This window comes from Haloplanus salinarum, from assembly GCF_009762275.1.
Classification (GTDB): domain Archaea; phylum Halobacteriota; class Halobacteria; order Halobacteriales; family Haloferacaceae; genus Haloplanus; species Haloplanus salinarum.
In genome coordinates this window covers 25,748-48,556 of sequence record NZ_CP034344.1, presented here as the reverse complement: position 1 = coordinate 48,556, position 22,809 = coordinate 25,748, and the positions used below count along the sequence as shown (strand labels likewise).

Annotated in this window: 30 protein-coding genes; 4 read left to right on the top strand and 26 right to left on the bottom strand. The window is 61.3% G+C overall.

Annotation, left to right across the window (positions count from 1 at the left end; translation table 11 throughout):
* Positions 1-145 precede the first annotated feature (145 nt).
* Complete coding sequence (gene merA / locus EI982_RS00215) at positions 146-1,600, bottom strand: mercury(II) reductase (protein ID WP_157687614.1); 1,455 nt, start codon at positions 1,598-1,600, stop codon at positions 146-148.
* Between the two features lie 78 nt (positions 1,601-1,678).
* Between merA and EI982_RS00210 the strand changes: the two genes are divergently transcribed.
* Together EI982_RS00210 and EI982_RS00205 are read left to right on the top strand one after the other, a co-directional pair.
* A complete protein-coding gene (locus EI982_RS00210; protein WP_081927482.1) occupies positions 1,679-2,023 on the top strand; it encodes a winged helix-turn-helix transcriptional regulator in 345 nt (114 codons plus the stop codon).
* Between the two features lie 101 nt (positions 2,024-2,124).
* Positions 2,125-2,679, top strand: coding sequence for a peroxiredoxin (locus tag EI982_RS00205; RefSeq protein ID WP_049987294.1), 555 nt, complete (start codon positions 2,125-2,127; stop codon positions 2,677-2,679).
* A 42-nt stretch (positions 2,680-2,721) separates the two neighbouring features.
* Here EI982_RS00205 and EI982_RS00200 read toward each other — a convergent pair whose 3' ends face one another.
* From EI982_RS00200 to EI982_RS00110, 21 genes are all read right to left on the bottom strand, one after another.
* Positions 2,722-3,882 (bottom strand): hypothetical protein, encoded by a 1,161-nt coding sequence (locus tag EI982_RS00200; protein ID WP_128904654.1) that lies wholly within the window; start codon positions 3,880-3,882, stop codon positions 2,722-2,724.
* A 170-nt stretch (positions 3,883-4,052) separates the two neighbouring features.
* Positions 4,053-4,589, bottom strand: coding sequence for a hypothetical protein (locus tag EI982_RS00195; protein ID WP_157687613.1), 537 nt, complete (start codon positions 4,587-4,589; stop codon positions 4,053-4,055).
* On the bottom strand, positions 4,586-4,741 hold the full coding sequence (locus tag EI982_RS18190) for a hypothetical protein (RefSeq protein WP_006183438.1): 156 nt from the start codon (positions 4,739-4,741) through the stop codon (positions 4,586-4,588). Before EI982_RS18190 ends, EI982_RS00195 begins: the two co-directional genes overlap by 4 nt.
* Positions 4,741-5,427 (bottom strand): DUF6166 domain-containing protein, encoded by a 687-nt coding sequence (locus tag EI982_RS00190; RefSeq protein WP_157687742.1) that lies wholly within the window; start codon positions 5,425-5,427, stop codon positions 4,741-4,743. The genes EI982_RS18190 and EI982_RS00190 overlap by 1 nt, the downstream gene beginning before the upstream one ends.
* A gap of 157 nt (positions 5,428-5,584) precedes the next feature.
* Positions 5,585-5,884, bottom strand: a complete 300-nt coding sequence (locus tag EI982_RS00185; protein WP_157687612.1) for a hypothetical protein — start codon at positions 5,882-5,884, stop codon at positions 5,585-5,587.
* A gap of 53 nt (positions 5,885-5,937) precedes the next feature.
* The gene (locus EI982_RS00180; protein WP_157687611.1) at positions 5,938-6,159 is read right to left on the bottom strand and encodes a DUF8129 domain-containing protein; all 222 of its coding nucleotides are present in this window, start codon (positions 6,157-6,159) and stop codon (positions 5,938-5,940) included.
* A gap of 49 nt (positions 6,160-6,208) precedes the next feature.
* Positions 6,209-6,487, bottom strand: coding sequence for a DUF7389 domain-containing protein (locus EI982_RS00175; RefSeq protein ID WP_006183442.1), 279 nt, complete (start codon positions 6,485-6,487; stop codon positions 6,209-6,211).
* A 23-nt stretch (positions 6,488-6,510) separates the two neighbouring features.
* The gene (locus tag EI982_RS00170) at positions 6,511-6,912 is read right to left on the bottom strand and encodes a DUF6166 domain-containing protein (RefSeq protein ID WP_122106725.1); all 402 of its coding nucleotides are present in this window, start codon (positions 6,910-6,912) and stop codon (positions 6,511-6,513) included.
* Positions 6,913-6,991: 79 nt separating this feature from the next.
* Positions 6,992-7,387, bottom strand: coding sequence for a DUF7567 family protein (locus tag EI982_RS00165; RefSeq protein WP_006183444.1), 396 nt, complete (start codon positions 7,385-7,387; stop codon positions 6,992-6,994).
* 77 nt (positions 7,388-7,464) lie between these two features.
* Complete coding sequence (locus tag EI982_RS00160) at positions 7,465-7,830, bottom strand: DUF7568 family protein (protein ID WP_006183445.1); 366 nt, start codon at positions 7,828-7,830, stop codon at positions 7,465-7,467.
* Between the two features lie 3 nt (positions 7,831-7,833).
* On the bottom strand, positions 7,834-8,325 hold the full coding sequence (locus EI982_RS00155; protein WP_006183446.1) for a DUF7995 family protein: 492 nt from the start codon (positions 8,323-8,325) through the stop codon (positions 7,834-7,836).
* Between the two features lie 107 nt (positions 8,326-8,432).
* The gene (locus EI982_RS00150; RefSeq protein ID WP_006183447.1) at positions 8,433-8,855 is read right to left on the bottom strand and encodes a DUF8025 family protein; all 423 of its coding nucleotides are present in this window, start codon (positions 8,853-8,855) and stop codon (positions 8,433-8,435) included.
* Positions 8,856-8,976: 121 nt separating this feature from the next.
* Positions 8,977-11,349: a heavy metal translocating P-type ATPase gene (locus EI982_RS00145; protein WP_015299293.1), complete on the bottom strand. Its 2,373-nt coding sequence runs from the start codon at positions 11,347-11,349 to the stop codon at positions 8,977-8,979.
* A gap of 60 nt (positions 11,350-11,409) precedes the next feature.
* On the bottom strand, positions 11,410-12,159 hold the full coding sequence (locus EI982_RS00140; RefSeq protein ID WP_157687610.1) for a helix-turn-helix domain-containing protein: 750 nt from the start codon (positions 12,157-12,159) through the stop codon (positions 11,410-11,412).
* A 61-nt stretch (positions 12,160-12,220) separates the two neighbouring features.
* A complete protein-coding gene (locus tag EI982_RS00135; RefSeq protein WP_006183450.1) occupies positions 12,221-12,505 on the bottom strand; it encodes a DUF7967 family protein in 285 nt (94 codons plus the stop codon).
* 37 nt (positions 12,506-12,542) lie between these two features.
* Positions 12,543-13,205, bottom strand: coding sequence for a DUF6735 family protein (locus EI982_RS00130; protein ID WP_006183451.1), 663 nt, complete (start codon positions 13,203-13,205; stop codon positions 12,543-12,545).
* 68 nt (positions 13,206-13,273) lie between these two features.
* Positions 13,274-13,654, bottom strand: a complete 381-nt coding sequence (locus EI982_RS00125) for a hypothetical protein (RefSeq protein ID WP_006183452.1) — start codon at positions 13,652-13,654, stop codon at positions 13,274-13,276.
* 106 nt (positions 13,655-13,760) lie between these two features.
* Complete coding sequence (locus EI982_RS18575; RefSeq protein ID WP_096396460.1) at positions 13,761-13,949, bottom strand: DUF8012 family protein; 189 nt, start codon at positions 13,947-13,949, stop codon at positions 13,761-13,763.
* Positions 13,950-14,093: 144 nt separating this feature from the next.
* Positions 14,094-14,981, bottom strand: coding sequence for a biosurfactant protein 1 (locus EI982_RS00120; protein WP_096396480.1), 888 nt, complete (start codon positions 14,979-14,981; stop codon positions 14,094-14,096).
* A gap of 100 nt (positions 14,982-15,081) precedes the next feature.
* Positions 15,082-16,008 carry a transcription initiation factor IIB gene (locus tag EI982_RS00115; protein WP_049983730.1) on the bottom strand — a complete coding sequence of 309 codons (927 nt, stop codon included), beginning with the start codon at positions 16,006-16,008 and terminating at the stop codon, positions 15,082-15,084.
* Positions 16,009-16,232: 224 nt separating this feature from the next.
* The gene (locus EI982_RS00110) at positions 16,233-17,129 is read right to left on the bottom strand and encodes a DNA-binding protein (RefSeq protein ID WP_157687609.1); all 897 of its coding nucleotides are present in this window, start codon (positions 17,127-17,129) and stop codon (positions 16,233-16,235) included.
* Positions 17,130-17,862: 733 nt separating this feature from the next.
* On the opposite strand from EI982_RS00110, the gene EI982_RS00105 reads away from it, so the two are divergent.
* Positions 17,863-18,786, top strand: a complete 924-nt coding sequence (locus tag EI982_RS00105; RefSeq protein WP_157687608.1) for a winged helix-turn-helix domain-containing protein — start codon at positions 17,863-17,865, stop codon at positions 18,784-18,786.
* Complete coding sequence (locus EI982_RS00100; protein ID WP_135806887.1) at positions 18,783-19,595, top strand: DUF6036 family nucleotidyltransferase; 813 nt, start codon at positions 18,783-18,785, stop codon at positions 19,593-19,595. The genes EI982_RS00105 and EI982_RS00100 overlap by 4 nt, the downstream gene beginning before the upstream one ends.
* A 165-nt stretch (positions 19,596-19,760) precedes the next feature.
* Here the strand turns inward: EI982_RS00100 and EI982_RS00095 are convergent, their stop codons facing one another.
* The 4 genes from EI982_RS00095 to EI982_RS00080 all read right to left on the bottom strand — a co-directional run bounded on the left by EI982_RS00095 (position 19,761) and on the right by EI982_RS00080 (position 22,363).
* Positions 19,761-20,084: a DUF7558 family protein gene (locus EI982_RS00095; protein ID WP_157687607.1), complete on the bottom strand. Its 324-nt coding sequence runs from the start codon at positions 20,082-20,084 to the stop codon at positions 19,761-19,763.
* Positions 20,084-20,374, bottom strand: coding sequence for a DUF8069 family protein (locus tag EI982_RS00090; RefSeq protein ID WP_157687606.1), 291 nt, complete (start codon positions 20,372-20,374; stop codon positions 20,084-20,086). The genes EI982_RS00095 and EI982_RS00090 overlap by 1 nt, the downstream gene beginning before the upstream one ends.
* Positions 20,375-20,594: 220 nt before the next feature.
* Positions 20,595-21,035, bottom strand: a complete 441-nt coding sequence (locus EI982_RS00085) for a DUF8030 family protein (RefSeq protein ID WP_157687605.1) — start codon at positions 21,033-21,035, stop codon at positions 20,595-20,597.
* 74 nt (positions 21,036-21,109) lie between these two features.
* Positions 21,110-22,363: a phage NrS-1 polymerase family protein gene (locus EI982_RS00080; RefSeq protein ID WP_049983723.1), complete on the bottom strand. Its 1,254-nt coding sequence runs from the start codon at positions 22,361-22,363 to the stop codon at positions 21,110-21,112.
* Between the last annotated feature and the right edge of the window lie 446 nt (positions 22,364-22,809).

The following is a 22,809-nucleotide window of genomic DNA, read 5'->3' as shown; positions in this document are numbered from 1 at the left end:
AAACGATACTCTATACAGCGACGGCTGGTTTTCCAAAAAGGTGGCTGCCGAGCGATGATACTCAGATGGAATCCCAGACCAGAATCTCCTCCTCCTACGCAACTTCGAACCACTTTATATCGCTACCAGGGGCTATGAGCCCGTTTCATTCGATACAGCAGCTCATCGTCGACGTATCCCGCCGAAACGCCTGACAGGCGTGTTTGAACGCCTCGCTGAATGTGGGGAACGGGTGGATCGTGTCGATGATGTCGTCGACGGTGAGGCCGAACTTCACCGCCAGCGTCGCTTCCATGATCATGTCGGCGGCACGGGGGCCAACCATATGGACGCCGACGATTTCGTCAGTCTCGTGGTGTTTGACGACCTGGACGAGGCCATCCGTGTTTTCGACGGCTTTTGCTCGCGGAACATCCGCCATCTGGACGGTTCGGCACGAACAGGTACCGTGCTCGTCCTTGTACTCCAGTTCGGTCGTCCCGACCGCGGCGACTTCCGGGCTGGTGAACACGACTGCTGGCACCGCGTCGAAGTCGATGCTGACGCCCTCGTCCCCGAAGGCGTTCTTGACGGCGTGATTGCCCTCCTTGGCGGCGACCGTCTCCAGTTCGGGCTCGCCGATCACGTCACCCGCTGCGTAGATGTCGGGACTCGTCGTCTGGAAATGCTCGTCGACACGAATCGCGCCATCGGATTCGGTCTCGACGCCGACTGCTTCCAAGCCGATGTCCTCGCTGTTGGGCTGGACGCCGGTCGCGACGAATAACGCCTCTGCGGTGAACGCTCGCTCCTCGTCCTCGATGACAGTCTCCACAGCGACGCCCTTCTGACCAGGGTCAGCACCACTGTCGGTAGCCACATCCTGAACCTGCTGGAAGTCGTTACTGGTCACGATGTTGATTCCCTCCTCGCGGAAGGCTCGTTGCATCTCCCGGCCGAGCTGGCCTTCCATTCCTGAGAGCACGTGACCGGAGCGCTGGAGAACCTTCACGTCGACGCCGACACGGTGGAGGATCTGGCCCCACTCCAGCGCGATGTACCCGCCGCCGACTATCAGAATACTCTCGGGAAGGTCGCGCTCCTCGAGGATGGTCTCGCTCGTGTAGTACTCGACTTCGTTGAGCCCGTCGATCGGTGGCGCCCAGGGCGAACTTCCGGTCGCAACGAGTGCCTTCTCCCCAGTGATGTGCGCCCCCTCGTCGGCGCCGTCGATGACCTCGATGGTCGTGTCGTCGACCAGCTGGCCGTAGCCCTCGTAGATGTCGGTCTCGAAATGCTCGGCAACATCGACGTAGTTCTCCTGCCGGAACCGCTCGACGAGTTCCTCGGTACCGTCAAGGGCGTCGGCCCAGTCGACAGTCGGTTCCTCGGGGTATCGAACGGCGTCGAAGGGATTCTCCAACGCTGCAGCGCCGCTCTCGGCGACGGCAAGTAGATGTTTACTCGGGACACAGCCGACGTTCACGCAGGTCCCGCCGATGGGCAAGCCGGTATTCACCATCGCCGTCGAGAGATCCCGCCGGCTCGCTTCGGTGATCGCGGCGAAGGCTGCGGCGCCACCACCGAGAATCACGAGATCATAGTCGGAGGTGTGAGTCATCTATACCGATACTTTACGACAGGAAGTTCTTATACTCCAGAGTCCGAAGCTATAGAGTAGGTTGGAGGCCACGAAGCTATGGCAGATACTACCTCATCGGCGCCAGCGTGCGATGTCGACGGCACGTGCTACTGTCCGCTCACGGGTGTCATCGACACGTTGAGCCGGAAATACGCGATGCAACTCGTCAGCATCATCGGCGCACACGATTCACTGCGGTTCGCGGAGATCGAGGCGCATCTCCCGACGGCGAGCACGTCGACAATCTCGAAACGCCTCGACGAGTTTGAGGAGGCAGGACTCGTCTCACGGACGCAGTACAACGAAATTCCGCCACGCGTCGAATACGCGCTAACTGACGAGGGGGATGAGATTCGTTCGAGATTAGAACCCCTTCTTGAGTGGGCGACGGCGAACTCCTGACGTACGGATTCCAGTGAATTTCATCCCACATTTGAGGCTACTCCATTCAGGTGGGGGTGTTAGCCCCAAGACTATCCTTTCTTCATATGCTACTGTGACGCATGATAAACGAGGGAGCCTCTGCACCGTCATTCACTCTTCCAGGTCTCCGTGACGGAGAACAAACCGAGTACAGCTTGGATGAGACAACTGCGGATGATCGGGCTGCGTTGCTAGTTTTTTACCCATTTGATTTCAGTCCTGTTTGTACCAACGAACTGTGTGCGATCCGCGATGCAGAGTGGTTTCAGCTGACGCCGGCGCTCGATGTCTGGGCAATTTCTGGGGACAGCGTCTACGCCCACCGAGCATTCGCCGAGGAATACGGCCTCAATTTTCCGTTACTTAGTGATAGCTCCGGGCGGGTTGCCGAGTCGTATGATGTCTGTTATGACGAATGGGAGAACCACGAGCGCGTTCCACAGCGTGCTGTGTTCCTCATCGATTCGGAGCAAACGATTCGATACGCTTGGGCCACAGAAGATGCACTCGAGAAGCCGGATTTCTTCCCGGTTAAAGACGCTCTTGATACGCTGGAAGCGGAACGCGATGAATTCGGTCCTGATGATGTCGAATTAGTCGTCGAATATAACGAGGAACCGGAACCGCTCACGTAAACGGCTGTTTGAGGACAGTTTCAGTGAACGCTGCTCCGACAATCAGCCCATCGCCTCTTGGAACCGCTCACGCAGCGCATCTTCACGCTCCTCGAACTGGTCGACCTTCTCCTGTAGATCGTCGCTGACGCGCTCGATGCTCGCGAGCGCACGCTCGCCGGCGAGCGACGCCTGCGACCCGTCGTCGCCGTCCGCCTCGAGCTGCTCCTCGTAGGCTCGCTCGACGCGCTCGATGGTACCCTCGGGGTTGAACAGGATGTCGTTGGCCGTGCGGACGTAGCCGTCCAGCGACGCACCCTCCTTGCCCTGGAAGAAGTGAGTGAGCGCGTACGTCGCGCCGGAGTGCAGCGTCCACATATCGATCTCGAACGGCGACGCAGCGTTCGCCTCGGCATCCTCGGCAGCACGCTCTGCGAGATAGTCCGGGAATCCCAGCAGGCTGTAAAACTCGGTGACGGTGAACGGGAGCTCGGAGAACTCGAGATCGATCTCCTGCGCATCTCGGATGAATTCGAAGAGGTCGTCGGCGACGAGTTCGACCTGGGCGAGAATCTCCTCCCACCAGGTCCGGAAGTCCCGAACGTCCCCTACGTGCTTGATGACTTCCTTGTCGGTGAGCGAGCGCATCGAATTCGAGCAGTACCCGTCCTGAGCGAATCCCTCCACGTAGACTGCGTGCTCACCGAAGAAGTCGTAGCCGGAGGTCACGCCCATCGTGATCGGGTCTGACCGCCCCGGCAGCCGGACTTCGAGGCCGTCGAACATCACGTCCATATGGACCTCGCCGCCGCCCCGGTAGCGCCGGATCTCGCCGAACATCACGTTCCCGAGCGGCGACCCGTCGATGGTCTCCTCGCGAAGGACCTCTTCCAAGGGCCTGTACACATCCACCGGGTTGATGATCGCGTAACTGTCCGTGGGGACGTGAAATAGTGGGTCTGCGTCGGGCTCGCCGTCTGTCGCGTGGTCGCGCGCTCTTGTCGGCTCGACCAGGGCGTTGAAGCGCTCCGTTTCGACCCACTCGTCGGAGTAGGGATTCCGGTATGCGACTGTCGTCTCGACGGCCTGCGGGAGGTCACGAATCGTCTCTGCGAAGGACTTCGGTTCGTCGACCGTTTTCTTCCGGCGGTACCAGTCGGGTAGTTCTGTATCGGTTCGTCCGTCGACGCCAGCGAACACGGTTCTGGATTCTGGGTCTTTCATCTTGTCTCCTCGAAATTGAATTCGTCATCCGCGACGGCGCTCTCATCACGCGCCCTGCGCCCTTCTCACGGGCGCAAAAACAACCACTCTTAACCAACATTCCGCCCACGAATCCAGTACTGTTGGTTAAACATCTGGACGGTCCCGACACCTGGCTTCGGCTCTTGAATTCACTCGTCGGCGTGGCGTCGACGGCGCACCTGTTCAGGATTCGGCACCCACGGATGTGCGTCCCAGCAGTGGAGGGCGTGCTCTCGTGCTGTACCGAACAGCGCCTCGCACGACCCACACTCGTAGGCGGTCTCGGGCCAGCGTTCCGTGACGAACATCGCCGTCACCGTCGATCTGACTGGATCTGGTGCGGCCGACCGCTGAACGTAATCATAGCCGATCACTGTCCGTCGACGAAGCGCCGACTGTGCCAGCCGTTCGGGCCGGTCTGCTGGGAGATACACCCAGCGGACGAACGCCTCTTCTGAGTCCTTCGCCGAGGGTTGAAGGATGAACCATCGGTTGTGCTCGTCGCGGAACAGATACCGCTCAGTGCCCCGGTTCTGGAGATAGAGCGGATCACCACGACCGGGAATCAGCCGAAGTCCCACTGACGGCGAGATCGGGGTGAGGAGTCGCTCTTCCAGCGTGAGCGAGCGGGACTCCCCGGCCGAATTCTCGGTCTCGAAGTCGTCGAGCGTCGCTTCGTCAGTCATGATTCGCTGGGATTCGTCTCGTCGGTGTCTTTCCCAGCTGTTCGCTCGTGCCGGTCGTTGTATCGCTCGAGTTCTCGGCCGATGCACTCCAGCGCCGTGACGGCGCGTTCGATGAGCTGGTACGTGGCCCGCGAGAGTCGGATGTTCTCCATCAGATGTCCTCCTCTGGCTTGACGAGGTCGTTACTCTCAGCGACGAGTGCCTGAACGGCTGAAGCAGGATCGTTCTCAACCGGAAGTGTTCGATGGTCGAGAGGGGCGGGATACGCCCGGTCCCCCTGCGCACAAAGTATGATCAACCACTCTTCGCTCCCTTCGGCGAGGACGACGTAGTGGTCGATATCCCGACGTTGGAAGACTGTCCGATCTATCCGGCTCACCGCACTCCAATTTGCCGGCAGTGACGTTGGTGGCGTCCCACCATCTGGCGTGAGTGCTCGGTCCTCTTCGAATTCGGCGAGTGCCGCCTCGATATCCTCCCCGGTGAGATGCCAGCAGTCGGCCGGGCCATCACACACCAACTGACTGACCACGTCATTGCGGAACTGGATGTAGTGTTGCTGGGCGACGGTTTCGTCGTCGGTATAATCGAGGAGGAGCGCACAGGCGAGCTGTGCCGGTCCGCTCCCAACGTAGCCCCAGTCGAATCCTGTCGGGCTATGCCGCACGAGACCGAGACTTCGATCAGGGGAGAGGCGTTCGTGTTCGGTGAGGTTCAGGACCACTGGCGTTCCGTCGACACGCATTCCGACGTACTCAACGCAGTCTACACTCGCCTGCCATCGCTCACTCGCATCCTGTACGACTGTTCGTGGGTCGGTAGTCGAATTCGTCTCCATCGGTTGCATGCGGGCGTTCGGATTTCCCGCACCCCTGCTGGGGGTCGAAAAACCACCACCGGCTATTAGCCCCTCAGCGTCGCTTCAAAGTTAGAATTCAGACTATTATAGTTCAGACTATAACAATTCATCAGACAACCAATCGACAGAGGCAAGTCTATTCTTCGAAGAGACAGCGAGCGGCTGCATCGTCGCCAGTGAGGGTCTGCTGATCCTCGTCCGTATCAGCGAAGAGGGTTGACTGATCCCCCTCGGATGTTTGCTCCACTTCGGGTCGATCGTCGACGCCGAACTCACTCGCCTCGGGCTGGTCAAGACGCGAATCTCGGTCGCGATGATCCACGTCAGCGCCGAAATCCTCGAGTGAGGTCTCGACGCTCGTTTCGGTTACTTCGAGTTGGCCATCGTCACCGAACGCAGTCTGTCGGTGAATCTCGATTTCTGGTCGATCGCTCATCTGGATTGAGCCTCCACCCACCGAGGCTCCGACAGACACCTCCGAGTGCTGCGTCAATCGTCTTCTGCGCGAATTTCGCTGGCCCGATCTTTGAGCTGGCGAAGAATCGGGATTCGTTGCTGATTCGCGTTCTCGTAGGCGACGCAGGCTCGCAGCGTCTCCATATTGTTGATCGTCACGATACCAGCGTTGATGAGTCGCGTATTCGATGGCTCGAGCCGTTGTTCTGGCGAAAGATCGCTTGCGTCTGTTGTTTGACCGTCTGGATTGCTCACTGATGATCGCCTCCGTCACTGCTGAGGCGACAAAAAACAGCCCCCGCCGTTACTCGTCTTCTTCCTCGGGTTGGATCTGGCGGGCGTCCTCAGCGAGATCGTGGATGTACTCCCGAAGAATCTCCATGTCCTCGCGAGCGTCTTCGAGAGTCTTGCCTTTCGCTTTGGCCACGATTTTGTCCTGATCGCGGGTGCCCGTCCCGCGAGTAAGCTTCACGGTGAGGGAGACGCCGACGTCACTGCGTTCGACGTACTCCGTTCGTGTCGTCTGTTCACTGGCTGCGGTCGATTCGTCATCCGCACGAGATGGTTGGGTATGTTCTGACATGGGTTACCTTCGGTGATTGATATTCAGATGGACGGTGCGGCCGGCTCGCCGGGTGTTTCGTGAAGGATTGCGTCGATCTCGGCCCCGGTGAGTCGCCAGCGTCCAGCAGACCCAGCACAGTCCAGTTGGCTCACGACCTCGGTTTTGAATGCCTGGTAGTGGTCGAGGGCGAACGCTTCGTCACCTGTGTAGTCGAGGAGGAGTGCGAGCGCGAGTTGTGCCGGACCACTACCACCATATCCCCATTCGAATCCCGAGGGACTGTGATTCACCAGCGCGAGACTCCGCTCTGGTGTGAGCCGTTCTTGGCCGGGACGTTTCTCAACGATAGCCTGCCCGCTCTGCCGATACCCGACGTAGGCGATGTCGCAGTCGCTCGCTGGGTGTGTCTGTTCAATCGAGTGTGTGTCGCTAGGTCTACTCATTGGTCTGTTCGGGAGCTACTCGTTCGAGCACCCCCGCACCCCTCAGGGGGTGAAAAACAGTCACAGGGACTGCTTGCCCCTACGCGAGATGGGAGATATCGGCTGGTTCGTCGACCTCATCGAATTCACCACGCTCGACCGGCTGCCAGTCATCGCCGGGTGCTGGACTCCACCAGTCGACCTCGTAGGCACCCGGTGCGCCGAGGATCTTCACCCGTGCCGACCCATCGGGTAGATCGCGACGGAGCTTTTCGTCGACGTGGAGGTTCCACGTTGAGTGGGTGTCGAAGCAGGCGAGCACGGCCTCCTCGTAGCCGCGTGTCTCTCGGGATTCTTGGAGTTCGACCTGTGTGTTGCAGTTCTTGCAGAACACACCTTCGAACGGAATGTGACTGAATATCTCGTGCCCGCAGACGGGACACCAGAGGAACTCGAACAGTGCTTCGCTGTGGCGGTCGATGACTTCCAGACTCATCTGTGAATCTGGCCCGATTGAGACGGGCCACCCATTCCGGCCCAAAATAAACGTCACCGCAGATACGCTCCTATCAATCAGCGCTCGGCGCCGTACACGATTCGCGAGGATGTTTCGTACCCACAGTTCCGACACTCGACCCAGCGCTGAACCTTCGCACCGTCAGCCGTTTTCCCACCGATTGCTATATCGCTGTTCGGACACTCGGGACAACTCAGTTCGGGCGCTGGCCGGTCACGGAGCTCGTCACGGAACGATTTCGCGTCCTTCGTCTCGTACCCCCGCGACCACACTGGGTAGCCGTCGACGAGGATTACGCCACGCCACTTGTAGCGGTATGAATCCGGCGCTCGGTGTAAGACCGCCCGAGCGCCGGTCTCGGTATTCCGGTATGCGAGTGTGGGCGTGCGGCTCTCGCGCTTCCAGTTTGTGATCCGGGACATCTGTTAGAAGTGGACGTCGGCGGGCACGATCCAGAGCTCCTCGCTCTCCTCCAGCACTCGATCCAGCTGCTCACGGTGACGGATCCCGTTCGCATATTCGTTGTACAGGAAGATCGTTGGCCCGTCGTAGGCGCCAACCTGGTGGAAGGCGTGCCGAGCGAGATCTTCGTCGCGCATGATCTCCTCATCGGAGAGCTCGTCGATGGCCTCTTTCACCCGGTCGAGATTCCGCTCGAACTCCTCTTTCGTCGCCTCCCAGCCACGCTCAAGCAGGTCTTGGCCGGCATCGGAGTCGACGGGGGCTGCAGTCGGCAATTCACCCCATCGCGCCTTCCCCGCAACGGACGTGTCCTCCTCATCGAACGTCACGTGGTAGTCGAAGACTGCGCCGGCGTGTGGGTCCGCGCCGACCAGGCGGTCGAACACCGACTTTCCGCTGGCCAGTGCGTCGTCGTGGGTCGATTCTTCTACCAGAGCGTAAATTACCATGTGCATCTCGAACACCTCGAAACGCCGACGCACCGGGAGTGGTTGATCGTTCGCTCCTGCTGCGCCGGCACCCATCGCCGGCGCTCGAAAAACCCTGATCTAGCGGTCGATTCTTAGGACTCGTTCGTTCGATCGACTGTGATGGTCAGGTTTCCGGACTCGTAGTCAGCTTCGAAGTCGACGGTGAACGCATCCGAGTCATATGCGGCGTGGTAGGCGCGGTGACGCCTTAGCGAGCCCGTCGCCTTGAAGTGGAAGAACGCAGCCGACGTGTAGGGCTTACTCTGCGTCTCGATTTGCGTCTCAACTGACGCCGGAAGTGCAATCTGTGGCGTGTCGGTGTCAATACTCGCAGCGAACTCCTTCGCTTCCTCGACGGTCGCCTGTGAATGTGCGGGCGTCTCGCCAGTGAGCACGTTCACCGGTGTCTCCGTCTCATCGGTGAACAGGACATCGTGGAAGGTGCGCGTCCCGAGGACTGCGTCGGGATCTAACTCGCAATCGTGGAATGGATCGTCGTCTGAATTCTCGGGCATCAAATCACGAGCCAACGGTGGGGCTCAGTCCTTTCTGCCCCAGACAAACCACAACTAGTCTCGATGTAGCGGAGGTAAGTCCCGAAAGAAGAGCGTCCTGCCCGCACTTCCCGCCGCAGAATCAGGCGTCGATGATTCGATCGGGCTCGATTCGTGACAACCGCATCGCGTTCCCGGTGACGCCGAGGCTCATCCCCATATCTCCGACAACGACTGCCAGCGCAACGCTGACCAGGCCCAGCGGCACGCCTAACGCGAGCAGAAGCTTCACGCCGAGGCTCGCCCAGATGTTCTGCCGGATCACGCCGTTGGCCGTATGCGACAGGTCGTACAGGTACGGGAGTTTCCCGATGTCGTCGCCCATCAACGCAATATCAGCCGTTTCGAGGGCGGTGTCGGTGCCCGCCGCGCCCATCGCGATGCCGACCTCCGCAGTGGCCAGCGCGGGGGCGTCATTGATGCCGTCGCCGACCATCGCGACCTCCCCGTACTCCGCCTGTAACTCCTCGACTGCGTCGACCTTCTCGTCGGGTAGGAGTTCGGCGCGATATTCATCGACACCGACCTGCTCGGCGATGGCGCGGGCGGTGCCCTCGTTGTCCCCGGTCAGCATCACCACGCGCTCGACGCCCAGCTCGTGCAGGCGTTCGACAGCCCGCTTCGAGGCCGGGCGCACCTCGTCGGCGATGGCGATTGCACCCAGCAGTTCCGACTCCGTCCCGACGATAACGACCGTCTTGCCCTCCCGCTCCAGTGAGGTGAGCGCGTCCTCGGCGAACGCCCCGTCGTCGGCCTCGGTCGCCTCTTCCGCCACGACGCCGCCGTCTGTCTCGCGGCGTGCTCGAGCGAGGTCGAAGCCCAGCTCCTCGAAGAGCGCGGGCTTGCCCGCATAGTACGTCTCGCCGTCGATCTCGCCCCGGATGCCCTTCCCCGTGAGGCTCTCGAAGCCACTCGGGTCGGGCAGGTCGCCCACGCCCGCCTCCTCAGCACGGGCGAGAATCGCCGCAGCGATGGGGTGCTCACTGCGCCGCTCCAGCCCGGCGGCGCGACGGAGCAGATCATCCTCAGTGGTGTCGCCGACCGGGACGACATCGGTGACGGCGAGTTCGCCCTTCGTGAGCGTCCCCGTCTTGTCGAGCGCGACGGCATCGACTTCGCCCATCGCTTCGAGGTAGTTGCCGCCCTTGATCAGGACGCCGTTCTTCGCGGCGCTGGTGATGCCCGACACCACCGAGACGGGTGTGGAGATGACGAACGCACAGGGGCAGGCGATTACCAGCAGGGTGAGCCCGCGGATGAACCAGGTCTGCCAGTCGCCGGCGAAAGTGAACCCGTACCCGGCCACGTCCACCGAGATGGGGTCGGCGATAACCAGCGGCGGGATAGCGGCGGTCAGGATTGCCAGCACGACGACGAGGGGTGTGTAGTAGCCGGAGAAGCGGTCGACGAACTGCTCAGACTCGGTCTTCTTCGCCTGTGCGCCCTGTACCATCTCGATGATGCGCGAGAGCGTCGAATCGCCAGCGGTCGAGGTGACCTCTACCTCGAGGTACCCCTCTTCGTTGATCGCGCCGGCGTAGACCTCGTCGCCGGCAGTCTTGTCGACGGGGACGCTCTCGCCCGTGATCGGCGACTGGTCGACTGCACTCTCGCCGTCGATGACCGTTCCGTCGAGCGGAATCTTGTCGCCGGGGCGGACGACGACGGTCTCGCCAACGTCGACCTCCTCGGCGGGAACGGTCACTTCCTCACCATCGCGAAGGACGGTCGCCTCGTCGGGCGAGAGTTCCATCAGCTCGCGCAGGGAGTCCCGTGCCCTGTCCATCGCGTAGTCCTCGAGCAGCTCGGCGATGCTGAATAGGACGGCCAGCGTGGCGGCCTCGACGAAGTAGCCGATACCGGTCGCCGCGATGATCGCCGTCCCCATCAGCAGGTCGATGTCGAGGCTTCGGTTCTTCGCGGAGTAGTACCCGCTACGGACGACGGGGATGCCGCTGGCGGCGACGGCGCCGAGGAACAGGACATCTGCGATGTGGAGCGGGTACTCGAGGACGCTCGCCACCGTGACGTTCTGTCCGGTGAGGAGGAATTCGAAGAGGAGGCCGAGCGTGACGAACGCCGCGCCGAGCCACGTCTTCTTCGCGCGAGGACTCGTCCAGACCTCCGATGGTGGCGCGATGTCGACGCCGTCGGTCGCCTGGTTGTCCTCATCATCGCCCTCAGCGTCCGAGCCCCCGACGACCTCGTAGCCGGCGCCTTCAATCGCCTTGATTACGTCGGCTTCGCTAGTCCGATCAGGGTCGTACGTGACGTTGGCCGTGCCGGTGGTCGGCTGGAGCGTGGCGTCAGTAATGCCGTCGACACGCTGGAGGCTCTTGTCCACCTTTTGGGCGCAAGAGGGACAGTCCATCTCGGGAACGGCGAGGCGGGCGGTCAGCTCACGTCGCTGTCCGCCGCCGCTCGTTTCTCCTGCTGCGTCCGGATTCTCTGTCATTACCTCACGGTAGGAGTGGGAGTTCCATATGTCTTTGTTGGAATATTCCAACTGCGGCCCTCAGTGCGATGCCAGCCGTTCTTCCGCTACCCGATCGCCGGCGACATGTTGCTTCGCCAAATGTTCTTCCGCCCGACGGAGTCGGTAGGTGAGTGTTGACCGTGGCACGTCGAGATGCTCGGCGAGTTCGCCGACGTCGACCTCGCGGGGTGACTCGTAGTAGCCGTGTTCGACAGCGGCCTGGAGTGCGGCCTCCTGTGCTGGCGGCAGGCCGCTCGGTGTCCCGTCGCCTCCCCCAGCTGATGTCGTCGTATCCGCGGTGCGGAGCATCTCCATCTGGGCGCATTCCCCGACGGCAACCCCGAGGGAATCGAAGAACGCCGCCACATCGCCCTCGTCGGAGTGAATGAGCCGCCACGTGTAGTGGCGGCCCTCGTGACGGGTCTCGAACAGCACACCGTCGCCGAGGTGGTCGCGGGCGATGTGGGGGACTGAGGCACAGGCAGGGGTCCGCTCCCAGTCGGAGTAGAGGATGAGCGTGTCGTCCGTGCGGTCGAGGACACGGGTGGTCTGGGTTGCGCCGCAGTCCTCGGTGGCGAGACAGTCGGCGTAGTAGTCGCTGTTGCGAAACGCGTCCTCGATGGCGTCGAGTGCGTCCGGAGTGCCGGTGGCATGGTCGACTCGCCAGAGCTGGTCGGCAGTGGCGTGCAGCGAGAGTGAACGAACGCGAGCGTCGGGGTGGTCTGCGAGGGCGTCCGCCACCCTGTTGCAGCCGGGCTCGTATTCGAGAGCGAAGACGAGTTCGCGCATACCCCGACTAAGGCCTGCCACGACATAACCCATGGCTTGGGGCGATGTCTACTGGCGGGTATCAGATCACGTCGTCCGGGTCGTGAACCTCCTGCATTCGCTGTGCTTCGGCCGCGTATTGCTCCTGGAGGTCGGGGTCATCGACCATGCCAAGATTGCCGGGTTCAGCATCGACTGCTGCTGTCGTATCTCGGACGTCGGTGAAGGACGTGAGTGCGCGTTCCTTCCGATAGTACTGTTCTCCATCGGGTGTTGCGTAGGTGAGGATGATCAGGTTCTGCTCGTCATCGGAGTACGTCCGTTCGACAAGCCAAACACGAACGTCATCTTCAGACTGATTTGACATACTTAGACGTCCCCCGATATCCACTAAGGGATTGGTGTTACGGCTTGCCGAGACTCGCTGTCTCGAAGGGTGATTCTCCGGTCGGAATGAGCAGCTCCTGTCGGTCTCCGACCCGCTCAGCGAGCTTCCGTTTCAGATACTGTATCGCCGTTGACGGCGTGAAGACGCCCTTATCGAGCATGTCGCCGACGACGTCTTTGAGGGCCGCGAACTGTCCCTGTAGGTGGCCGTCGCCGACCGGCTTGCCGTCGTACCAGCGCACCGTCGCGAGCGCGCCGTTCCCGACGGTCTCTCCCTGTTCGACCGTCTCCGAGTCGTACTGCAGCCCGAACCACAGCGTCCGATAGGCGGTCACCTCGAAGGTGGGTGACACCACGAAGATCGCCTCGTGGTGGAGATAGTCGAGGTGGTCCGCGACGATCTCGTCGAGGGTGAGCCCGGTGGCACGGGGCTTCGGCTTGACGACCGACGACGGACGATCCTCGCCGGCGAGGTAGCCGTCGACGCCATCTGCTTCGAGGCCATCGGCCAGTTCCGCCAGCAGCTGTTTCGCCCACTTCGAGTCGGTGTCGTCGCCACCGAACGGTGTTTCGGCCGAGATTCGGTGCTTGAGCTTGAGATTCGCTGCACCCCAATGAGAGTAGTGGAGCGTGTACTGTCCGTCTGTGCGTTCGTACGCAACGAGTGCGCGGTGGCCCATTGAACAATCTCCTTGCAGGACGACCCACGACTGGATCGCCCCGCACCCCTCCCGGGGGACGAACAACGCTACTCGTCGATCGGGTCGGGGGAACTGAGGTCCGCGTGGAGGACTTCGCCGTCGCGAACGACGTACCGTTTCGCCAGCACGGGAAACCGGCACTTGGTAAATCCGGCTGTCTGGATGTCGAATTCTTCGTTCGGTTCGAGATACTCCGCGAGCGACCGGAGGAACTCGTGAGTGACGATGCCACCGTCGTAGTCAGGAAGACCGTTCTCACGGGCCTCGTACACTTCGAAGCTGTCGTAGCCCCAGATAACGAGTTCGCCGTCGTCGTCCACTTCCCAGTTGAGCGTCCCGAAGCAGTGGTTCTCACAGAGCTCGCGGACTGCCTGTGGATCCGATACGAGCGCGCCGGTCGATGTCGTTGCGGCTTGCAATGTTGCCATGGATTGTTCTCGGGAGCGGTCTCGCGCCCCCGCACCCTTTCAGGGGGCGAGCAACTGCTCACGCTGTGACGGCCACATGACGTTGCGCTGCCGATGCGTCGAGCTGTCAGGATTCTCTGTTGATGTCACCGTCCCTCGTCGTATTCGGTTGGGTGAGAAAATCTACCTGCTCGAGGAGCGTCGTCGCGGTGCTAATTCGCTCTCGATCAGCGGGCTCCAATTGGTCGCTGTCGATACTGGTGAGGCTACTGAGCGCGCGGTGGAGTCGATAGCCGGGGGTGTCTCGTGGATCCATGTGTGCGCCTCCGCCAATTCTCGGCGCCGAAAAACACCGGCGGGCAGTCAGCAGGTGTGGTATCGTCGGGTGGTCGCGAGCTGGCTTCTGTTAACCAACAACTCCGAGCCGACACCAGAATTGTTGGTTAATTTGACGTCGTCTTTACTGATCGGCTTCGGGTTCGGGCCCGTAGCGTGGCGTGCCGCACCGCTGACAGCCCCACATTGGCTGCCCGGTCCACTCGTCATCGGGGACAGCCTCGAATTCGCGGAATCGATGCTTAGTCTCCCGATCACACTCTCGACACTCGAGGTGAGTTCTGTTTGGGCGCTCGCGTCGTGGCTGTTCGGTATCGGTCTTGTCAACGGATTTCTGGAGCGCAATCGCTGGCACCAGCCAGAGGTCGTTGTCTGCGTCCTCACGTAGGCTTGCAAGACGAGCTTCGGTGCGAACCTCGCTCCCGGTTTCGTCGTAGAGGAACGTCGTGTGCTCGCCGTCGTGACAGGACTGCGTCGTCTCTGTCCACGCCGTCCGCTCACGAGCAGCCGCGAGCAGCTGATTACCACATTCAGACGTGACCCGTGTCGCCGAGGGGAGCGAGGGCCACTGATCGACAAGCCGTGGGGCCGGTTCCTCGTCGAGATCATAGATTAGCTTGCAGTCATCGACTACTGGGTCATCGTCTGCCTTCGCGAGGAGGGTGGCCGCAGCAGATCCCTTCCCGACGGCGCCGTAGAACGTCGACGCCTCAACGACTATGTGGATGATATGGAGGAGAGTCTGTTCGGCAGTCGATGTGTCCTGATCGTCGGCTGCTTCGAGATGGTTCGTGAGACAGAACCGGCACTTCGACTGGCCAGCGGGGATCGACGCTCCACAGGAATCGCACTCGGTCTCACCTTCTGTCGGGTCGTCTGGATAGCCCGCGTCGACGCCACCAGAGCGTTGCCGCCGGGGCTCGCCACTACTACTGGCGAGTTGATCGTCGGGAACGTGGGTCGCTTCGCCGAGCGGTCGGAGGGCTTCGTAGTCGGCGTACTGGTCGGTCATAGAGTGATCTGGCCGTATCATGCTTCGTCTTCGGGTTTAAATAATGGCTCTCACATCAATCAGCCTACAGACATACAATCGAAAATCAGCAGTGTGGGCGTTAGACAGCCAGTTCGTCCAGTGTGTCGCGGTGGGTCCGCACGGTGACCACCGAGACGTTCGCAACGTCAGCGACGTCCGACTGGGTGAGCCATTGCCCGTCTTCGCGTCCGGCTTTGTACAGACAGGCTGCAGCGAACCCGGACGGCCGAACCCCGGTGGTTGCCCCAGTCGATTCGGATGCTTCCGCCAACTGCCGAGCCCGCTGCCGGATTTGATCGGAGACGTCGAGCTCCGAGGCCAACCGCGGAACGAACGCACTGGGCGTCACGGGTTGGGCTGGCAGGCCAAGTTCCGTATTCAGCGTCGTGTATGCGTTCGTCACCCGCGATTGCTCGACGCGCGCCGACTCGGTGATGTCGTCGAGCGTTCGTGGTCGCCCGTTACACCGACACGCTCCGTAGACACTCGCGGCGGCCATCGCCTCAATCGACCGGCCCTGCAGGAGTTCCTCGTTCTGAGCGCTGCGGAAGAGCTGGCAGGCCTGGTCACGGATCGTCTCGGATAGTTCGAGCGTACTACTGATCCGGCGGACTTCACTAAGCCCGTGTGCGAGGTTGCGTTCGGCTTTCGACTGAAACCGCCCACGCGTCTGTTCACGGCGCATCCGAGCGAGCCGCCGTCGCTTCTGTCCTGAGAGTTCGTTCCCGTTCGCATCGGTCCCGTGGCCGATCTCCGTCGACAACCCACGATCGTGCCGCGCCGCTGTCAACGGAGCACCCGTGCGCTCCCGTTCGTCTTCGTCGAACCCTCGCCACTCTGGCCCGTGGTCGATCCGCTGCTCGTCGACGACGAGTCCACAGTCCTCGCAGACGGTTTCAACCGCGTTGGTTGTAACTTGCCCGTTACACTCGGGACACTGCGTAGCATTCGAGTCGGTCTGGACGTCTTCGTCGAACGTCGTTTCGTAGATCTCTCTGGTTGCCATGGATACTCACGAGGGGACTCACGCGGATCGCGTCTCTCGGAGTGCCCCTCACCCATCAGGGGCACATACACACCACACGGAACAGCGCTGACACTGGAGGGCTGCGGTGGCGAAAGCCCGGCCGCGAAACGGCGCGTGAGCGCCGTGAGCAGCCCGGACCGTGGAGGTGGTGGGAGGTGGCGGTGACCGCGTACACACCAGCAAAAAAGGGGTGCGCCGACCGGCTATTCCCACCACCGACCGCGCTCAGGGAACATAATGGTGCTCCACCCAGTGACAGCCAGTGAGACGCGCCCCTCGTACCAGTTCCGGGCTACCTTGTGAATACGCACCTGCTCGCCCTCTTCAATCCACGGCGCATCTGATTTCTCCCAGATCGTCACCTTCGTTTTTCCACTGTCGTCTGCGATCAGCCCGACTTGAGCGATGGCCGGCGAGTCCGCATCCCAGAGTACTTCGACTCGACCCTCGATGCTCACTTCTTTGCGATTGACGTCCTCGAGCTTCCCAATGGGGATCACCGTCCCAGGCGCCGTCTGCAACTCCTCGAACACCCCGACGACTGCACTCGTTAGGTCTTTCCCACCGACGACGGCTTCACCCAACCGCCGGCCAATCGCTGCTCGCGACCAGCCATCTAGCTTCTCCGCCAGTCGCATCGACTGCTTGTTCACCGCCGCCAACTGCTCCTGCGTGAGCTCTGCACGAGGATCGTCTCGCTCCGGGTCAGCCATCGGATTCACGCTCGCTGCCCGCTTCTGGAACTTCACACGCCGCTCAGCGCTTCGCTTCGCTGCGATGTCTCGCGTCCGCTTCGCACGCCCCTCCTGCTGACTGAGTTCTGCTTGGGCACTGATGTGTTCCAACTCGGCCTCTCGTGCCTTGATGCGCTCTTCCTGTTCGAGGGTCTTCCCGAACATGTGATCCGGGCCTTCCTCGACGCGCGCGTCTGGGTGGTTGGAATCGACTTTGGCCTGGACTTCCATGTCGACCGTCGCCCGGAACTCCGGGGTCTCGTCGACGACTTCGAAGCCGTCCTCGTCGACCTCGACGTCATCGTGTTTCTCGAAAGCCTGTTCATCGACCGAAACCTCATTACCGAAGACGTTCTTACTCGACATTGGAGTTCAGCTCCTGAAGGCGCTCACGCGCCCGACACCGCGATGCACCAACATCGCGGATTTCCTCGACGACAACGACCGACAGAACCATCTGCGCGCTCTCGCTCGCGCCTTCGCGAGCGCCCTGTGGGCGCGAGCGAGAGCGCGCCCGAGGCGGACGACCATCCAGCACCGCGCGCCGACCCGCCCGGAGCGAGCGGCCAGCGGGATATGCCCGCTCGTGTCCGGCCCGATGTGCGGGTCCGTGTCCAGGGCGACTGTCGCCGAGAACGCGCGCCGCGGTGTGGCGCGCGACAGCGCAGGCGGCACCAAGCGCTGGAACGCGAAAGCCCGCAAGGGGCGCAACCGACGGGGATACCCGCTGGCGCCGAGGGCACATTCATTTTAGCCCGGAACGGGCGCGGGCGGTGTTGAGAGCGCCCGCACGCCCGGAATGGTCGGTCGCGAGCGACGCGGAGGGCGGAACGCGGCGAGCGGTGCGGGCCATAACGGACACACCTGTCCACCCAGCCGCGACACTCAGCGACCCAACTACTGCCCTGGCGGACTCAGAAAGGGCGAGGCCGTCTCGGTCACCGGGAGAGCAGGCTCTCCCGAGCTAACGGGCGGCGCGCCGCCCGTGAACGGCCGAGGGCCTTCATCGTGTTGCTCACCCAGCAATCTCAGCTGAGTCAGTCATACTCGTTGCGAGATAGCGAAGTTATTTAAATATCGGTTCGTATCTACGCAACAGATGCTTACCGAAGGCGAGGTTCGCGCGCTCACCATCCTTCACGGTGAGCAGACAGTCTCCGAATTTGCGACCCAACTGGACCGCAGTCTCAGCTACACGTCTGAACTTGTCGATCGTCTCGAAGCGACCGGACTCATCGAGACGCGTCGACAAGGGAAAACAAAGCAGATCCGGCCATCGGACGCGAAAGCACTCGAACTCCTCGCAGACATCACCCAAGAGTATTCGCACATCGACTGGCCTGAACTGTTGTCGGGTGCGACGCTCCGCGTTCTCTACTATCTTGAAACACCGCGGGTCGTAATGGAGCTCGCACGCCGGGCCAACATTCACAGGAGTACCGTCCATCGCGCCCTCGATCCACTTCAGCATCGAGGGATCATCTACGAAACTGACGAGGATGCATATGTGCTGAACGAGGGATTCGAACAACTGAGTACGCTTGCTCGGGAACTCGTTCACCACGACCATCGCCAGACCGTCGAACAACACACCGACACCTACACGATTCTCTGGGAGTCACTCGACGAGTTCCTCGTCCAGACCGCAGATGAGATTACCGCCGAGGACTTCCTTTCGACGGGGCCAGAGCGTTTCCAGACCTACGACCTGCCCCTTCTGGCCCGCGACCGTCGATACTATTTCCATTCAGAGACGATAAATGATCTCTCGCCGGCGATGCTGTGCTGTCATATGCTCGTAATCGATTCGGGCGCACGTACCCAGTCATACTGTCTGCTCCTGCTCAGCCACGTTGACGTCGACCGTGACGAACTGCGTGACCAGGCCACAAAGTACGGCGTCGACGATCTCGTCGAGGACTTGCTCACGTATCTCGACACGAGTGGCGAGGAGCGGGCATCTCGACTTCCCGAGTGGGAAGAGTTCCAAGAATTGGCTGAGGACTACGGGGTGTCAGCATGAGGGCGCGATTCGACAGTTCGTACATTCGGTCGGAACTCGAGCGCATCGGGGAGCAGCTAGACGACCCACTCACTGTCTTCTTGATCGGCGGTGGGGCAATGGCGTTCCAGGATCTCAAGACCACTACCAAAGATATCGATCTCATCGTCGCATCCGGTGATGACCTCGGGCAGCTCCAAGCAGTACTGCTCGAACTTGGGTACGATATCGTTCGGGAACCGGACGAAGAATACGAAGCGCTCGGTGCTCAGCGAATCCTCGAGAACGATGATGGGTGTCGAATCGACATCTTTCACCAGCAGGTAATCGATAAACTGGTTCTTTCTGACGGGATTCGGAAGCGTAGCGAGCGATACCTCAACCCCAGCAACTTGGTGGTCGAACTCGTGAGCCCAGAGGACATCTTCCTATTCAAGGCGGTCGCCGGACGGGTGGACGATATCGAAGATATGTTTTCGCTGCTGCAGACTGACCTCGATTTCGACGTCGTCGAAGCAGAACTCGCCGCGCAGATCGACCTCTTGGACCAAGAGCTATTCGTAACATACGTGAACGAGGCGTTGGCCGATCTCACCGAGCAACACAACGTGAGGACACCCCTGCATGAGCCGGTCGCGGAGATTACAGAGCGCGTATACGAGGAACTCGAAGTGCTTCACGCCCTCGACGAACCGAAATCTATGCCTGCCCTCCAGCAGGAACTCGATTACACCACGGTTGAACTACAGGATATCGTGAGTCGTCTCGAGGAGAAAGACGCAGTCAAGGGAACCGCTGATCGCATCGAGCGTCTTTCGACGACGATCTGACGGCGAGGGATACCGGAATCTGTGGCGTAATGCCAAGCGGTGCGGCTTATTGGATACTTTCCCTATCTCTGGATAGGAGACCCCCCCATTAGTCGCGGTCAAGCGCGACGTTGACTTCGTCAACGAGGTCCTCCATGGAAACGGTGTAAGCGTCGGCAACATGTCTCACTCAACGAGATGATCATCGAGGTCGTGCGTCCAGTACGTCGCGGGCCCGCCAGGACTACATCGCGCACACAGCTGCAGCGGCCCCTCGAGATGGCCGAGTTCCACACGGAAACGCGTGAGCGCCGCGAGGGCGTCGACGACGAGACCACAGCCATCGCAGGCGTAGCGATCGCGCTCGTCGGGATCCGGATCCATCTGGATCGCGCAGTCGACGCAGATAGGGTGGGTGACCCGCTCATCTTCCCCCCAGGTGTGGGCCTCGCCAGTCTCGGTGCTGGGCGGAGCGTCGCAGAACGCACACCCTGTAAGCGTCTGCTGCATTACTCCGCCTCCGCGTCGGCGTCGCGGCCGGCCGTCCAGCCACGGTGGAAGACGGCCAATTGCGTCGTCGAGTCGAAGGTAGTAACACTCGGCTCGTGAACGAGAACGCGATCCTCGGGAACGGGTGTGACGACGTCCGCGTCGATGAGGTCGTCGACTAGGCTGCGGGCCGTTGCGTCGTCGACGTCCGCGGTCGCGACGCTCGCGGCGTCACGGTCCTGTGCGAGGAGTTCGGTTTCGCGCTGTTCGTGGTCGGCACTCGTGTCGTCGTGAGGATCGGGACCAACCATGGTGAATCACGCCGCGCACGCTCTCGCGCGCTGCACGCCTCCCGGCGCCGATAAACAGCCCAGTCGGAGGGCGTCAGTCCGACCCTGGGTCGCGATACTCGAAAACGGCAACGTCGCGGAGGGATAGGGCGGTGGGCGGGGGTTGAGGGCATGAATTCTGGCAACGTCGTTAACCAACACTTCGACAGAACTGGTCCCGAGTGTTGGTTAAGAGTGTGGCCTATGGAGTCCGGAGTTCCTGAACCGGCTTCACGGTGAACGTGTCCGGCTCGCTGGCTGCTGCTTCTCGTGTGCGTTCCGCTTGTGAGGCTGCCGACCGGGTGAGCTGGGTGACGAGTTCGTCGCGAACGATCTCCTGAGGAACGGTTGTCTCGTGCCAGCCCAGCCGGGCGTCGAAGTGCCGCTTTTCGAACTGCTCGCTGACGTCGTCGACGGCGACGTACTGCGTGCGGTTTGTCCCCCGGACCTGGTGGGTGACGACGACTGCCCCCACGTGCTCGTGCGTCAGCTCGATTAGGGCACACTCCACGAGCGCGACGAGCGACGCGTGATCGCGGTCGTTCGGGATCGCCACCTCGAGGTCTGCCCACGGAGCCTCCCCGTCGGAGTTGGTTGCTGCTTGCTGTACCGTCTGCGTTTGGGTCGTACGTTCCGAAGCCATCGTCTATCGGGGGCACGTGATGTACCCCGCCGCCCCCTGGCGGGGGTGACAGACGTGCCGCTGCGGTCGCAACGCTACTTGGACCGACCGCCGAATAACCGACCCAACAGTGAGGATGACTCTGACTCACTACTGTTCTCACTCGTAGTAGCGGCGTGCTCGCCCTGGCACTCCTCCTCCTGGCCACGGGTGGCAAGTTCGTCAGTGAGTCGCTTGACCTCCGCTTCGAGAGCGTCGATGCGCTCGGTTTTCTCCGTGAGTGTCGCCTCGAGCTCGTCGACGCGGTCGCTCAAGATCTGGTTCTTCTCGGCGAGATATGCGCGACTCCGCTCCGAGTCAGCAGCGCCGACGTCTGGCGACGATGTGGCGGGGATCTCGTCCGCGGTATCGTCGCCGGCGTCCGGGTCGTAGAACTCCGAAGTAGTCGCAATTGCTCGCTCGATGGTCTTCTCCCCATACGTCGACCCATCAGCGTAGTGGACCTCGTCCCACTTCTCTCGCATCAATCCCGACTGGCGGAACAGCTGCTCCATTTGGGTCCGGTCACCACCGGTCCAGAACGCCAGCAAACAGCACAGCGCCATGTCGGCCTCGGACTGACTGTCGTAGCCGACCGTATTCCCGTTCCAGAGCCGCTCGAACTTCTCGCCGTTCGATGCGTTTCGCGCTTTCTCGAGGAGGTCATCGTCTTCGAGGTCGACGTCAACGCCGGCTGCACCGGTCGTCGGTGACTCGTCGTCAGCGCTACCACGCTGTTCGGGCTCTGCTGCCGTGTCACGCTCTGTCTCCTGAACGTACTCACGGTGAATCGCTCTGAGCGCGTCCTGTCGACGTGCGACGCACGTTGGTGTCCGCTCGACGTGATCGCCAGTGACGGTGAAAAAGCGTGCCGTGTCGTACAGTTCGATGCTCCCGCGACGGTTCCGCCCGTCGGGAAGTTCGCCCCTGATGAGGACGTGATAGCCGGTGCCGGACGGTGACACCTCCGTATAGGAGTCGAGGCGCTCGATGATGTCTAGTGCCGCGTCGTCGACGTCGCCGGTTTCCGGGTCGCGGCAGTCGTCCAGATCGACGCCGACGATGGGGTCGTCGTCGGTAAACACGAACCCGACGCCATCGGCGTGTGCCGTCTCGGTGTAGTCGAGCGCTGTCTCGAAACTCGCCCAGGTCTCCGACTCTGTTGATGACGCGAACCCCCCACCTCCCGGCGTCACCGGAATCTTCGTCGGCTTGCCGTCCCGCTCTTCTTCGCGCCAGCACACCCACTGGTCCCGTTCGCGTAGCGTCTCCGGAATCTCCTCCGGTTCGTCGATGATATTCTTATTCATGTTCTCACAGTACCTTGCATGGCTCTCACTAATTCTGAGCCAGCACAGAACTCACTCAATTCTACTCCTCGATCCAATCCCTTGGTCCCAACGGGGACCCCCCGTTCTATCCTAGTTGGTTTTCGCTCGGTGATACCCCTGACCAGCTTCGCCGTCTGGTGGTTTTTCCCCTGACCGCTGATACGGGCGGGAGTACCCTTTCTTAATTTCCCCTGACCAGCAGCGCCGTCCTGCGATTTCGTATGTTCACTTGATGTTAGATACTGTTGCCCCTCCCAGATGCCCTGACCGGCGGTTCCGTCTTGCGGTTTTCTCGGTCCATAACCGAGTATTAACTCTTGATTCTTACCCTCTCGTGCTGTTACTGGTCGTTTCCCCTGACCGGCAACGCCTTCGGGCGGTTTTTTGATAACCCGTCTCGAATTCAAGTACCTCATAGATTTCTC